Annotated in this window: 12 protein-coding genes; 4 read left to right on the top strand and 8 right to left on the bottom strand. The window is 60.4% G+C overall.

Annotation, left to right across the window (positions count from 1 at the left end; genetic code table 11):
• The first annotated feature begins 20 nt into the window (after positions 1–20).
• The 4 genes from OH764_RS34625 to OH764_RS34610 all read left to right on the top strand — a co-directional run bounded on the left by OH764_RS34625 (position 21) and on the right by OH764_RS34610 (position 2880).
• A complete protein-coding gene (locus tag OH764_RS34625) occupies positions 21–1136 on the top strand; it encodes a FlhC family transcriptional regulator (RefSeq protein WP_498851458.1) in 1116 nt (371 codons plus the stop codon).
• 13 nt (positions 1137–1149) lie between these two features.
• Positions 1150–1320 (top strand): hypothetical protein, encoded by a 171-nt coding sequence (locus OH764_RS34620; RefSeq protein ID WP_167455805.1) that lies wholly within the window; start codon positions 1150–1152, stop codon positions 1318–1320.
• Between the two features lie 193 nt (positions 1321–1513).
• Positions 1514–1690: a hypothetical protein gene (locus tag OH764_RS34615; RefSeq protein ID WP_498851457.1), complete on the top strand. Its 177-nt coding sequence runs from the start codon at positions 1514–1516 to the stop codon at positions 1688–1690.
• Positions 1691–1890: 200 nt separating this feature from the next.
• Positions 1891–2880: a CAP domain-containing protein gene (locus tag OH764_RS34610; RefSeq protein WP_498851456.1), complete on the top strand. Its 990-nt coding sequence runs from the start codon at positions 1891–1893 to the stop codon at positions 2878–2880.
• 1000 nt (positions 2881–3880) lie between these two features.
• On the opposite strand, the gene OH764_RS34605 is transcribed toward OH764_RS34610, so the two are convergent.
• From OH764_RS34605 to OH764_RS34570, 8 genes are read right to left on the bottom strand one after another with little or no spacing between them, the layout of a single operon-like run.
• Positions 3881–5059, bottom strand: a complete 1179-nt coding sequence (locus OH764_RS34605; RefSeq protein WP_498851455.1) for a hypothetical protein — start codon at positions 5057–5059, stop codon at positions 3881–3883.
• Between the two features lie 15 nt (positions 5060–5074).
• Positions 5075–5665 (bottom strand): hypothetical protein, encoded by a 591-nt coding sequence (locus tag OH764_RS34600; RefSeq protein WP_498851454.1) that lies wholly within the window; start codon positions 5663–5665, stop codon positions 5075–5077.
• Between the two features lie 58 nt (positions 5666–5723).
• Complete coding sequence (locus tag OH764_RS34595) at positions 5724–6842, bottom strand: type II secretion system F family protein (RefSeq protein ID WP_498851453.1); 1119 nt, start codon at positions 6840–6842, stop codon at positions 5724–5726.
• A gap of 14 nt (positions 6843–6856) precedes the next feature.
• Entirely contained in the window at positions 6857–9247 is a 2391-nt protein-coding gene (locus tag OH764_RS34590) for a GspE/PulE family protein (protein ID WP_498851452.1), read from the bottom strand.
• A gap of 2 nt (positions 9248–9249) precedes the next feature.
• Positions 9250–9828, bottom strand: coding sequence for a hypothetical protein (locus OH764_RS34585; protein WP_498851451.1), 579 nt, complete (start codon positions 9826–9828; stop codon positions 9250–9252).
• Positions 9815–11167: a type IV pilus inner membrane component PilO gene (locus OH764_RS34580; protein ID WP_498851450.1), complete on the bottom strand. Its 1353-nt coding sequence runs from the start codon at positions 11165–11167 to the stop codon at positions 9815–9817. Before OH764_RS34580 ends, OH764_RS34585 begins: the two co-directional genes overlap by 14 nt.
• Positions 11104–12717 (bottom strand): type II secretory pathway protein, encoded by a 1614-nt coding sequence (locus OH764_RS34575; RefSeq protein WP_498851449.1) that lies wholly within the window; start codon positions 12715–12717, stop codon positions 11104–11106. Before OH764_RS34575 ends, OH764_RS34580 begins: the two co-directional genes overlap by 64 nt.
• A gap of 3 nt (positions 12718–12720) precedes the next feature.
• Positions 12721–13314: a toxin co-regulated pilus biosynthesis Q family protein gene (locus tag OH764_RS34570; protein ID WP_498851448.1), complete on the bottom strand. Its 594-nt coding sequence runs from the start codon at positions 13312–13314 to the stop codon at positions 12721–12723.
• Between the last annotated feature and the right edge of the window lie 4 nt (positions 13315–13318).

Here is a 13318-nt window from a genome sequence, read left to right as displayed (position 1 = left end):
CCGATTGGTTGACGGAGAAAGTGCAGCGCGGCAATTTCGCTCTGACCGACTTCATGCGCCGCTCGATCGGCGCGAACGGCCGCATGCAATCCGTGTTTTCGCTTTCGCTCGACAACGTCGCGACATTCGATGAACACATCGGGGCAAAGGCCACCCTGATGAACATGCCGTTCCTTGCGCTCTCACCGGTCCTCGATGATCCGCGAGACTGGCAAAGCTTTGTCGACGGAGTAATGTACTCGCCCAAAGTAGAAAGCCTTATCGCGGCGATGCCCAAGCTAGACCAGGTCACCAGTCGTGACGTCTACCACTACAACCTGTCGTACGTGCAACTGCTGAAAGACGTGCTGCACATGAGCATCGTCGCCGTACCGCTGCTAGGCATCTCGACCGAAATGGCTGCCTACCTGAAGCAGGTGCCAATGGCACGGCTCGAAAAAGCGGTCGGCTCCATCAGCTTTCCGCTTTTCCAGTGGCGATTCCACGATCAGAACTTCTGGCTCGAATACAGCGCGGGTTGGCTGACCGAGGAAACCGTTGCTCATTACATCATGGCCACCTCGCCAGTAAGGGCAGGGTCGCTGCCCTACAAGCATTTGTGGACCGACCTTCGACTTGAGCGAAGCCAGCGTGAAGATTTCGCCCGGCTGATGATGGCTCAAGGTTGCCGCTCAGCGACGGCGATCGACCTCTTTGGCCTTAACCAGAACAAGGCGCGCGCTTTGTACCGCGAGATCCACGGCGTTAGTTCACCTTGCGGGTGTCGGGCGAGTTCCCTGACCTGGTTCATCGAGACAGCCGTTCATCGACTCCAAGCTTCGGTCTATGTCTGGCTCTACCGCAACGGCCTCGAAAACAAGGCGAACATCCCGCAGGCGCTGATAGCTGCGAATGACGTCATGGCGAAGATGTTCGGCAGGAACCTTGTGATTACCGCAGACAGGGCCAACTACCTGACGCGTTCGATGGCCATGGACTCCCGTCTCACGATGGCACCGTGCAGGGCCTGTGGCACCGACTACGTCCTGTCCAACGGCGAAGGCAAGATCGAGCTCGCGAAGGACTTTAGCTGCCCCGGTTGCAATTACCTTCTCGCGCCAAAGAGTCAGGTGGGCAAGCGCAAGCAATCACAATAAGGGAGGCATGGCCATGCATCAGGATTTCGCGGTTCAGATCGGATTGGTGGTCTTTTCTCACGATGGCCGGGTCCAGTTCGGCTGGCGCGACATAGAGACTGGCGAGTTTCACGCCGAAGCCGACGGCCAATGCATCTCGGGTGTGATTGGCGCGGTGGAGTTCTGCTCCGACGTGATGCACTGATATGCAGGACTTCGCTTATCTCTTTGGCGACAGCGCCGCGGCTTGGCTCAGAGGCCGAGGCGACGCTCGTTTCAATCGGTACGAGCGGCATTACAGAGCGGACCGGCAGGCGACGCCTGAGACGTTCGACCTCGAAAAATCCAACGAGCGGTACGCGAAGCAGTGCGCGCAATCGGGCGGTCGGATTCTGCGCGTGCTGGACAGCAAGGCATTCAAGCAACTTGTGTTCTTTCTCGCGCTGGCCTGGGGAGGCTCATTGATGCTCTCGACGGTTGGAAAACAGCAGCCAGCGGTCGCCGGCACTCTGCTCGCCGCGCTTTTTATTGCGATCCGCATAAACCGTCGAAAGAGCCGCTCGGGACGACGGTAGCAAACGGTTGCGCCTACGCAACGACCTCTCGCCGCCACCGCTTACCGCTCTTTACAATGCCAGCGCACGCGAAAATTGCGGTAAGCATTCCAGCTTTCCGAACGTTGCGGCCGACGCTGCCTTGACTTTGGATTGCGCTCGATAAGATGAAAGTAAGCAGATCGCGGGGGCGACTGCACTAACGACTAGGGCCACACAACATGACGATCAAAAGCACTTTCACACTGACTTCTACCGCCGTTGCGGCTGCAATCCTCGTTGCTGCATGCGGTGGTGGTGGCGGCGGCGGTAACAGCGGTAGCAATTCCTCTGGCGCCACGACCGCGCCGGCAAGTCCTAGCACCGGCAACGTGTCAACGCCGCAGTATGCGGCCGACAGTATTCAACTGGCCGCGTTCAATGTTTTGAATCAACAACGCCAGCAATGCGGTTTTCCGTCGCTCGTTGAAAACACGATACACGATCAAGCTGCTCAGGCCCATGCGGATTACATGCGCCAAAACGGCGGCACAGTGACGGACACCGAGGCTTCTGGAAATGCCGGTTTCACGGGCGTCAGCTACAGCGACCGCGCTGTTCACTTCGGCTATCCCCAAGGCGTTCCGAATGGTGGCGTTAGCGGCGCCTTTTACACGAACGCCAACTGGTCCAACACGCAGTATGGTCAGCAACTGGTATACGGCTGGCTGTCCGGTGTCTATCACGTCGGCGTTGCATTTGCCCCATTGACTACGATCGGCGTGGGTATTAGCCAAACCACCTTCAACGGTTTTCCGGAGATCTTCGCCGCACTGAGCTTGGCAAACCTTCAACCGATGCCGGGGAACTCACCGCTGACGTTCCCCTGCCAAGGGACGAGCGGCGTAGCGTACAAGGGCACCGCTGAAACGCCGACGCCTCCTAACACCTCAGGCTCGTGGGGTACTCCCATCGTTGTAGTGGGGGATCCGACTGATTCAATCGTCCTGCAGACCGGTACGATCACAGACACGTCGGGAAACGTTGTCGCGCTTCAATTGCTTAATAGCTCAACGGACCCGAACAAAGATACACCGGCTTACGAATCGGTCGCGTACCCGGCTACAGCGTTGACACCGAATGCGCAATATTCGGTTTCTCTTACCGGTACTGTCAACGGCAAGGCGTTTTCTCGCTCCTTCACCTTCACGACCGGCAACGTAGTTGGATAAGGGCCTGCGCTTTGAGCTCGGCGGCGCAATGTCTCTTGCGGCCGCCGAATAAAGCCCCGCTAAGCGGGGCTTTTTTTGGTCTCTCCATCGCTGCGGCTTCGCTTTCGCAAGCCGGCGTTTGTTTAACATCACGGGCAACCCACCAACACCCGGCGCAGTGCCACGGCTAGTCGTGGAGGGGCATAGCACGGTAAGGAGAGGCTGTGCGCCGCGCTTGGAGCGGCAGTTTCCTAAGCCGCAATAAAAAAGCGCCCGAGGGCGCTTTTTCATTGCAGTGGCCTCCGCAGGTCAACCACCGAGATTGCCTAGGTCCTCTAAGTAATCGAAACCGGTAAGGTTAGCAGTGCCACTTTGAAACCAGCACACACCGATACCGTTGCCTCCGGTGCCTCCGCCACCCGGGTTTCCTATGTCACGCACATAGTAGAAGTCTCCCGGACCAGTTCCGCCCGGTCCGCTCCCCCCCATGCCAGCGAACGACACCTGCGCCGGATAGTCCTGACCAGGGCCAACTGCATAAGGACCTTGCAGACTTCCCCAGACGCCGCGATAAGTACCATTCGTTCCGTTGTATCCCGCCCTCGCCATGTTCGCCCCGATCGCAGACTCGCATGCTGCTGCAAGCTGCGGCAGAGTTATCGTCGGGGCGCTCGGTTGGCAGGTCATGCCTACCCAGGCGGCCCCGTTCCACACTGGGGCGGCAGTTTGTGTCATACCGGCGGGACAGGCCGGTCGAGCTTGGTATGAACACTGGGGCGACGAAAATTTAGATCCTTGCCATTGGGCGGGTGACACGGTTATCCACCCAGGATCAGTGGGGCAAGTCGGCGCGGCCTGATAACCGGCACCGATCTTCCCGTTACACGTCGCGTCGTAGTATCCCGGCGTGCACACGACCGGGTTACCAGCTATTGCGATGTTCGCGGAGAGTAGCGCGCAAACAACCGTTGTCCGCATAGACGGCAGGGCGTTTCTTTTCACCATGTTCCCACTTCCTTTCCTAATACGAGCAATAGGTTCCGGCATACGCCATCCCTTGGACCCCCGCACCGCCCCCATCCGTAATGCGGACAAGCCACCATGTGCCTTGGTCATATGCGTTGTAGTTCACCGTTGCAGACGTGTTCACATACCAGTTTTGGGGAGTTAGTTCGACTATGGGGGTTCCGCCCGCGGAGCACGATGGTTTGGCGACGCCGTTGTTGTCGTAGACAGGGTTGTATGCCATTCGCAGAAGTCGCCCCCCATTCGGGAGCCAGATTCCTGACTGACACGTCAATTGTTGTCCGGAGCCGTCGATGTTGTTTGCAGTCGCGCCGTTTGGCGAGCAAGGGTTGCGCGGATACGCGACGTTCCCTGCCTGGAGGGTCGTGGCTGACGTGACAGAATTGCCCTTTATGGCGCCAGTTGCGGTCATCGTCGCGGCCGTCACCGCACCCGTCGCAGATACGCTGGCCGCTGCTACCGCCCCGCTCGCTTCGAGCGTCTGCGTCTTGATATCGTTGACGTTCTTCAGGCTGACGTTGTTGACATCCTGATCGCCGGTCCAGGTCAGGCTACCATCGCGCCGGATGTACACGGAGCTGCCGTCCGTGTTCGGGCCGTTGGTCGCCATGATCGACGCCGCTTTCGATCCAAGTGGATTAACTGCGGTGAATGAGCCGTTGATGCCGACAATCTGAGCCGGGTTCTGCGCGTTGGAGTAGCCGAACTGGCTTGTGCCCGCGAGCTTGGAACCAGCCTGCGCTATCTGGGCAGCGCCTGCAACGTCTGCCTTGCCGCCCTTGAGTAGTTGCGCCGTTGGGTACATCGTGAAGGCGACGCGGCAGTTCCCTGCGCTCTGCGTGCAGCCAGACGGCACCATCGTCATCGCGGTCACATAAGATCCGCCCCAGTAGGGACCGTTTTTATGCGCCTGTTTGAGGTTGCCCGCCGTCACCAGTTGCGGGATTGTCGGAGGCGTGATCGACGGGTTGTTCCCCGACGCGGCGTACTGCGTCAGGATCGTGCCAAAGTTGTCCGTGATCCAGCCCTGAAAGGCAGTGACGAGCGTCGCCTCGTTCTGCCCTTCCAGCGCCAGCATCGTCGCGCGCTTTTGCTCAATGTCGAGCTTGATGCCCTGCACCGTCAGGATCGCCGATCCCAACAATACGAACATCATTTCAAGCAAGCTGCCCATGGTCCGGCCGCCCCGTTACGTACGCGACGTGTACAACTGGAGAGTCGCGTACGCGCCAGCCGACGAGCAAGCCGTACCCGCGCTCGCGCTATTGAAGGTCGTGGTCGGCCCGGCAAGGGTCGTATTGTTTGCACCGACCTGGGAGAACGTGTTGCTCAATGCAGCGATGCTCATCGAGCACACTGCAGCAGGCACCTGGTAACTCAGGATCAACGAGTCGCTGGCGGTGCTCAGCGTGCCAACGCTGACCGTCACCGGCTGGTTGAAAATGCCCTTCAACGATGACTTGTCGCTCGCGAGCCGCGTACCCGCTGCATCGAAAGCACGATTCGTCGCCAGAGTCGTGAGCGTTTCGGCTGAGAAGTCCGAGTCGTTCTGCGTCGCGTTCAGGATGCCCGTATGGAACATCTGCGCTTCGCTCGTAAATTCCTGCGATTTGATCAGCGTGTAAACGTATGTGCTTCCCTTGATGACCGCGATCGCGAGCAGCGCTGCGCCCGCCATATAGGCGCCCGCTTCGATCAACGACAACTCACCGGACTGCTTGCGGCGGCGCCCCATGCGCAGAAGATTGAGACGACGGTCGGACGGCATTTTGTGTTGCATGATGGTTCTCCATGAGCTCACGCGTCGTGAGCGCGGCTAGATGAAACTGCAATAGCGGTTAGGGAGTGCCTGCGGCCGGGATTCCACCCGTCATGTTCACGGCACCTGTGACGACGTATGAGCCGACGCCGATCGTCAGAAACAGCGCGACCGCGAAGACGAGCAGGACGTAATGGGTGAGTCTTGCGTTGCGTTTGACGGCTTCCACGACACGCGCCAGCGATTCGCGACCGAGCGACTTGATCGCCGCCTCGAACTGGTCGCGGCCCGCGGCATCGGTGATCGTGTCGACGATCATTTCCGAGAAGATCCCCGTGTCAAGGGCACGCATCGGCTGGTCGGGGCGCTGGGTCAGGCGCTTGCTCATCGTCATCAGATGCCAGCGCAGCCACGGATCAGCGGTATGCGCGACCCGGTTGATCGCCGCCCGCAGCGTGAGGTTGGAGTCGAACAGGCCTGCGAGCGAAACGATCAGCAAAGCAGCGCGCATATCGCGCCGGTTGCGCCACATCAGTGGGAAGTTATCGAACCTCGCTCGCACACGCCCCACCCAGCGCTTGAGGCTGTAGAAGTACGCGACGATTGCCGCGAGGACCAGCGACGTCGAAACCCACCAGTATTCGTATGCGAAGGTGTCGATGTGATACAACAGCCGCCCCGCATCTGGCCACTGTTCGAGCGGCCGGATCTCAACGACCTGCGGATAGATCATCCCGCCGAACATCATGCAGAAGCCGTACAGATAGATGAGCAGGAAAGTCGGATACGCCACCTGCATCGCCGTCTGTGACGAGAGCGTGCGCTTGGCAAAAGCCGCCATCTCGGCAAGCTCGAAACCGCGCACGACCGCATCTTTCTGCGTCGACTCGTCAGCAATATCAAAGAGCGTGTATTCGTCGCCCGGAATGAACGGCTTTATTGCAGCCGAAAACGAATCGCCCTTGACGAGGCGCTCGCGAACCTTTGCGAATACTTTCCATTCAATGCGGCCTCGTTTGCGGTTCCGGTTCTCATATGTTTCGAGCCGCTCCCGCAGCGTTTCGACGTCACGCAGGCCCTTCTTCTCGATGTCGAGGCGCGTTTCCTTGTAGAACGTCTCGCGCACGCCCTGGAAGCGCCAGCGTGCGACTCGCATCTGCGTCGCCTCTGGAAGCAGAGCAACCAACGAACTGAACATGACTCACCAACCTCTTAGATTTTTCTGTCCGCGCCCGGGAAGACCCGGTACTGCGCGAACGACTGCATGGAACGGTTGATGAATTGTGGGTCTATTTCCCCTCGCGAAGCCTTGAAAAGAGCGTGTTCATATACCGTCTTTCCAGTCATGTCCTCGCTGTCGAACCCAGTTAGCCTTTCGCCGCGCCACACCTTGCGGGCGCCCGCCCAATCGCGAGCCGCAATCCGCTCGCGAAACTCCTCGGTTGGGCGATACAACTCGGCAACAAGCGTAGGCCGCTTTGTGCCGCCGGCGACCTTGCCATCGCGCGAGAAGAGACCATCGAGGCGACAGTGCTGGCAACCGGCATGATCGCGGCAAGCCATGCGCGAGGTGTCGAGGCCGAACTTCGAGCGCAGCAGTTCAAGATCCGATTGCGGCATCACGTCTTCGGCGGGCAACTTGCAGTGCGGACATAGCGTCGGAATCAGCTTCTGGTTACCGACGGCGTTCACAAACCCTTCCGCCGCCAGTTCATCGATGGGGAGCAGCAGACGCCCGCCCGCCATGCGCATGAATGCGGAGATGATGTCTCCCGCGTGAAGCGAGAAGCGCACTGGGTGTCCGGTCAACGCGAGTTCCGACACGAGCCCCATCACGACGCGATCGCGCACTTCCGAGATCGTCACATCGTCCGGGTCCATCCGCATCAGCGTCCGGATGACTTCCGCGTATTTGCGATTGGCCTCGTCGTCGGATTCGTCGGGCCGGCAAATGATCGAAATTTCAGACAACCACGGCAATGGGTATTCGGACGGCTCGCTGACGGCGAACTGTTTCTTCAGTTCGCGGTCGGGCAGCATGTAGGACAGTGCGCGAAGCAGTGTCGTCTTGCCCGATCCCGTCTCGCCGGTCAGAACAGTGATGCCCCCGCTCACATAGTTGAGCGTGTCGATCAAGGCCAGCTGGCTAGGGGCAAGGCCCATCTGCGCAGGCATCAGCACTGAATAATTCTTGAAGTTGCCGTCGAGCAGACGAAGGGCGACGTCGTAGCCACCGACCGTCGGCGCAGACTGCCAGCGCAGATTAATTGTGTCGCGACCGACCACGAGTGGAATCATCGCGGACTGCGGCGCGCTGGGCTGGAACGAGTTGCCGGAGTTTGTGTTCTTCTGCACAAGGTCCGAATACGCGGCAGACAGCGCCCGTCGAACGATGCTTTTTGGAAGACGGCGATAGGTATACACGTCGCCGTTGACCCGGAATCGAACTTCGACCTCCCCGCGGAAATCTCGCGGCTCAATAGCGATGTCGCTCGCACCGTACGAGTGGGCGGCTTCGATGACGTCGCGAAAGTTGCCGATAGCGCGCGACGATTCGCGCTCTGTGTTGCCTGACACCTCCCGCTTCTTTCCTTCATAGATCGCCGCGATGACTTCCTCGGTCGCGATCATCTCTTCCTGCACGAGTAAATCCCGTGCGGCGAGATCCTTTACGAAAGTCGTAAATTGCGCACGCTCACTGAATCGTGCGGTCGCTGCAACGATCGCTATACCGGGCTGAATCTCCACGGCGACAAACTCCTTGCGGGCCGCAGCCGATAGCCTCAGCGTTGCATCACTGTCTGTGCCCGTGACGATCCGCTTGAAGTCAGGCAGCGCATCGGCGGATACCAGCACTGGTCTACCGTTCTGTTCACCGGTGGGCTCGTCGCTGACATCTTCGTCGATCTCTGCGGCCGGCTCAGCCTGCAGCGTCGCGCCCTGAACGGCTTGCACCGGCACGGCAACCGGTACTTCGGGCGAGCGGACAGGTTGCTGCCCCGTCGTGAGGTCCGGGTCCGTTTTATGTTCAGGTTGCGGTTGCGAAGCAGTCTGCGGTTGGAAGGCAGAAGCCCCTACGGCGGGCGGCAGACCGTCTTCGGCGGTCCCACGTTGAGAAGCTATCAGCGCATCGAGTTCGCGCAGCGCCTTTTCGCCCTCCGAGTAGGCGTCGCCAAGCGTACGCGCGATGTCAGCGTCGCTGGGAGCTGGAGCCGGCTGGTGCTCAGTGAATACGGAGAAAGTGCTATCAGCGCTCGTCTGCCCCAGGCTCGCGGTCGCTGTGGAGCCTGTCGGTGCTGTGGTTGCCGGCGCGTCTACGACTGCCTCATGGCTAACCGGGGCAACTCGCCCCCCGCGGATCTCATTGAATGACTCAACGTCCTCAACCTCGTCGCCTGCGAGCTTGCGTCCGAGGAACGACACGGTGGGATTGATCGCGCGCGTGGGCTCTCTGAACGCGGGCTCCAGACCGGACTGACCCGTGTGGTGAGCAGTACCCTGCCCCGACTCCACAAAGGCAGATGGCCGAACGCCACGCAACCGTTTCAGAAAGCCACCGCTTGACTGGGCCTCGTCCGTCTCAACGCCTGAAAAGAGACTCATGCTTAATGTGCTCCGGGGAATACGACGCCGTTGTTGGCGACCGGCAGCGGACCGCCTAGATCGTTGATGGCCTGAACAGCGGGACTGTCGCCCATCGGCGCGCCTCCCACTGGCACCGAGATCACGTCCGACCAGGTGCGTTTGCCTTCGGCCACGGTGACGCGATACCCGTCGATGTGCGTCACGATCCACCCGTTCAGCAGCTTCTCGCCGCGACCGGCCGTGTAGACACCGCCCTGATATTCATAGAGCACATGCGCGCCTGACGCATCGCTGTACGCACCAACGAACGACACGGGTACCGCCCTTCTCACTGGCGCTTCCGCGCGCTTTGGCTTCACCACGACGGTAGCCGTCGCCGCTGCGGCCACTGGCGGCGCCACGATTGGCGCGGACAGTGCGACGCCGCCCGAAGGCGGCTGCGCGCCATCTGTCTTGCGCATCGAATTGACGAGGTTCTGTCGCGCCAGACCGTCGATATCATCGAGCGTCAGGTGCTTTTCATCGGCGTGTGCAAGGCCCGCGGCACACAGTAGGAACAGCGACGCCGCCGCGAAGCGGCCAGACTTATTGGAGAACATAGTATTTACCCTTCGCGGTGAAATGAACGCCACTGCCATCGGCCTTGAGCTCAAGCTCCAGTGAGTCAAGCGCCATGTTGTCCGGGAGCTTTTCCAGCAGGCGGCTCTGCCACATATAGCCTTCGATGGTCCAGTCTCCCGCCTGCAGAAGCGGGCCGCTGATTTCACCTGGATTCGGCTGGCGGGCAAGCAGACGCTGCGGCGGCCGCAACGTGACGACATAGCCGTGACTCATCAGCTGGTCGGGCTTGGTCGACAGCCGTTGAGGATCGGTCTGAAGCTGTTTGATCAGCGACTGGGCACTCGGCCACTGCTTCTCCCCGGCGAGCGAGAGCTTTTGCACCTTGGGCACCGCGGGACCTTTAACCTGCAGCTGCAAGCCGTTTGGATCGAACACGACCGGGCGCATTTCAGCCGGAGCGCGCGCGTCGAATTCCTTGTAAGTGCCGCCCTCACGCTTGAACGTGATCGAGCAGAAGCCGGTAGCCCCGCACGACGCCTTCTGGAACTGCCACCCAGCGACGTTGGTTTCCTGCTTGCCAAACGCGTCGATCAGTGCCGGCGCAAGTGCTGATGCGAGCGGCACCGTGCCATTGAAAGTGCGCGCGATCGCCGCCTGGTAGTCCTGCATGTAGGTAGGCGGCGGTGCCGGCGGTGGCGGCGGAGGATTGAAGTAGGCGAGCGCTTCGATGCCCAGATAGATCACTGTGCCGGCAATAACGGTCAGTGGGATGACCTTGGGTACCTTGACGGGCACCTTCCTGACGAGTCCAACGCTTTTGCCTCGCAGCAGCTCAGCGGGCGTGAATGGCTCGTCGAGGCCAGGCAGATCCGCGCCATAGCCCATCGTAACCAGGCCGACCCTGTCCTTCGCGCACTCGTCCTCCAGCGTGTCGCGGCAGGCCTCGAGGGCGTTCAGCGATACGGTCTGATCGATGCGCACGGCGCCGCGAACGACAAGAATGACGTGCACGCGCTGGCCGTCCTGTACCAGAACTAGCACCGCAGGCTTTGCGCGTACTCGATCCAGACCGGCGACCCGCGCTGCCGCGGAATATAGTTTTAGCCCCTTCCGTTCAACGGGTTCGGGCGCGCAGAATCCCGCGACCGTCTCTTCCTTGCCCTTGATCTCAACGTAATGCGTCGCGTCAAGTTCGTCGGCGTAGCGGCGGCGCTCGCCCGCCGCACCCTTGGTCGCATAAGCGCGCCAGTCAAGCCCGAAGACGAGGCGCGCCTTCTTTTCGTTGGGGATCGTTTCGAAGTGCATGCGTCCCCTTACATCGACGGAACGACGGAAGCCGTCAACATGATCACCTGGAAGGTCTTCGCCTTGTTCCACGCGCCGCTCATACCGAGAATGCCCGCGTTGCGCGCCCCATCGTAATTGTTGGTTACGGCTCCGTACATGACGACGGTCTGACCGTCCGAAAGCGCGATAGTCTGGTCATCCTTGCTGCCAACGATGTCGGGCAACTGGATCTGCTGTGCTGAGGAGCCTGAGCCTGTACCAATCGTGGTGAATGGACCATTGAGCTTGGAGTTGTCGCTCCAGTAGGACAGGATGATCTGGTTGTGATCGTTCACCGACGGCAGGATGTTGACGAAATCGCCCACCGTGACGGAGCCTGGGGTCAGCCCCGGCGCACCTGCCGTACCGCTGACCGATCCAGTCCCTGGCGTCGTCGCAGCCAGATACCCCTTGGTTTCGAACGATCCGATCGACATCGGCAGACCGTTCAGCGTCATCTTGGTCTGCGTGTTATCCGACACCGTCTTGCCGTAGGTGTTGAGCGCGTTGATGACCGCGTTCGTGCCGGTCAGCGGCGCATTCGGCTTCAGGATGGAAAGACCAACGGAGCCCGCTGCGGTAGCAAGCGACGTCGGCGAGACGACGCTGACCGTATACTTCAGCAGGCCGTCCTGGATCCGGTTGAAGATGATGTCCGCGCTAGCGGCCGCTTGAGACCCATCGTTAAGCGCGATCTGCAATGTGCGGACGCGGACCGACACCTGACGGGTAGAGATGGCGTTCTCGCGCGTCAGGACCTCGTTCATGCGATCAACCGCTTCCTTCGTGTCACGCACCATGACCAGACGGCTATGCGGGTTGACCGTGACCTTGCCCATCGGCGTCTTGAGACTTTCGAGTTCTTTGGTGATCAGCGCGATCTGGTCGAAGGTGCCGTCGCGACCCGTCGACGTGACGGCCGCAAACGATCCGGTGTTCGCGCTCGTCGAGCCGGTCCCGGTGGACTGGTTGCCCGTCGACGTGTCCGTACCCTTCGTCATCGATGACTTGACGTTCACGGCGCCCGGGATCGCGGCAATCTGGAAAGTGCGCGTTACAAAGCGCGAGATGTTGATCGTCGCGCCGTCAAAGTTCCACGCGAGCCCGAGGTCTTCCGTCACGTTATGCAGATACTGTCCGATCCGGGCGTTGCCCGGTTGGCGGTAGATCGGTTCAATATTTCCCGACGCATTCTGAGCCTGCATTCCGGCCATTCCTCCTTTCCCGCCCGTGACCGGATCGACCAGTGCCTCGCGGGGGACGAACACATCGGGGCTCAAGTGGACCGGATAACCGGACGCGTCGGATAGCAACGTGGCGATTTTTGTAATCGGAAGGTTCGCGGGAAGGGTCACTGTCTTGTCGCGGAAGACTGCAGGCAGCGTTGCCTCATAAGCCACCGGAACCAGCCGATCGCCAAGGAACGCGGTTGGCACATGCTCGACGAGAGGCATTGAGTCGCCAATGCCCGACATGGCGTGCGTAGCATCCCGCTTCGCGGCATCGTAAGCGTGATCCACGTCCGACTGCGAGACGACGCATCCCGCCAGCATCGTGGCAACGAGAATAGAAACAGCAATCTGGAATCGGTTAGCGCGCATGGCTTAGTCCTGGCAGTTGGCCGCGCGGGCTACCACGCGAATCACGTTGTTGGAGTGCTCACAGATCCGGGTCGGTGTGCGCATGTGATTGGTTGCACGCATGACCTGCGTCAGCACCGAGTCGAAGTCGCCGCTGAACGTAGCGTTGAATTCCAGGGGAAGGTCATCGTCGATCTTCCACGCCAGTTGCCAGCCCTGTTGCTGCAACCAGCGATCAAGCGCATTGCGCAGATTGATGTCTTGGGGCGTGATAGCGAGTGTCAGAGAGGCCGGCATAGCCGGTACCGCAGCAGGAAGAACCACTGGCGTTACAGCAGCCAACGCGCTAGCTGGTACGGTCGGCGTCGGGCGGGCTGCGGCTGGCTCCGCAACCGACCCAGTGTTTTTCGCGACACCAGGCGCGGGGCTGACCATTGCGAGCGAACCGGTCAGCTCCGGTGCTGGGCCACTAAGCATCTGCCAGCCGCTCCCGTTGGGCGGCGACAGTTGCGATTGAGAGAACGAAGCGGTCGCAATACCCGTCAGCGTGATAAGAGCGAAGACCTGCGCGATGAGGGGCGCGCGGCGACGGGTGGGCATGATGATCATTGGCTTCATGAGT

This window comes from Burkholderia sp. M6-3, from assembly GCF_050858985.1.
Lineage (GTDB): Bacteria > Pseudomonadota > Gammaproteobacteria > Burkholderiales > Burkholderiaceae > Paraburkholderia > Paraburkholderia caledonica.
The sequence above is the reverse complement of the archived record's forward strand: the minus strand, read 5'-3'. Positions and strand labels throughout refer to the sequence as shown.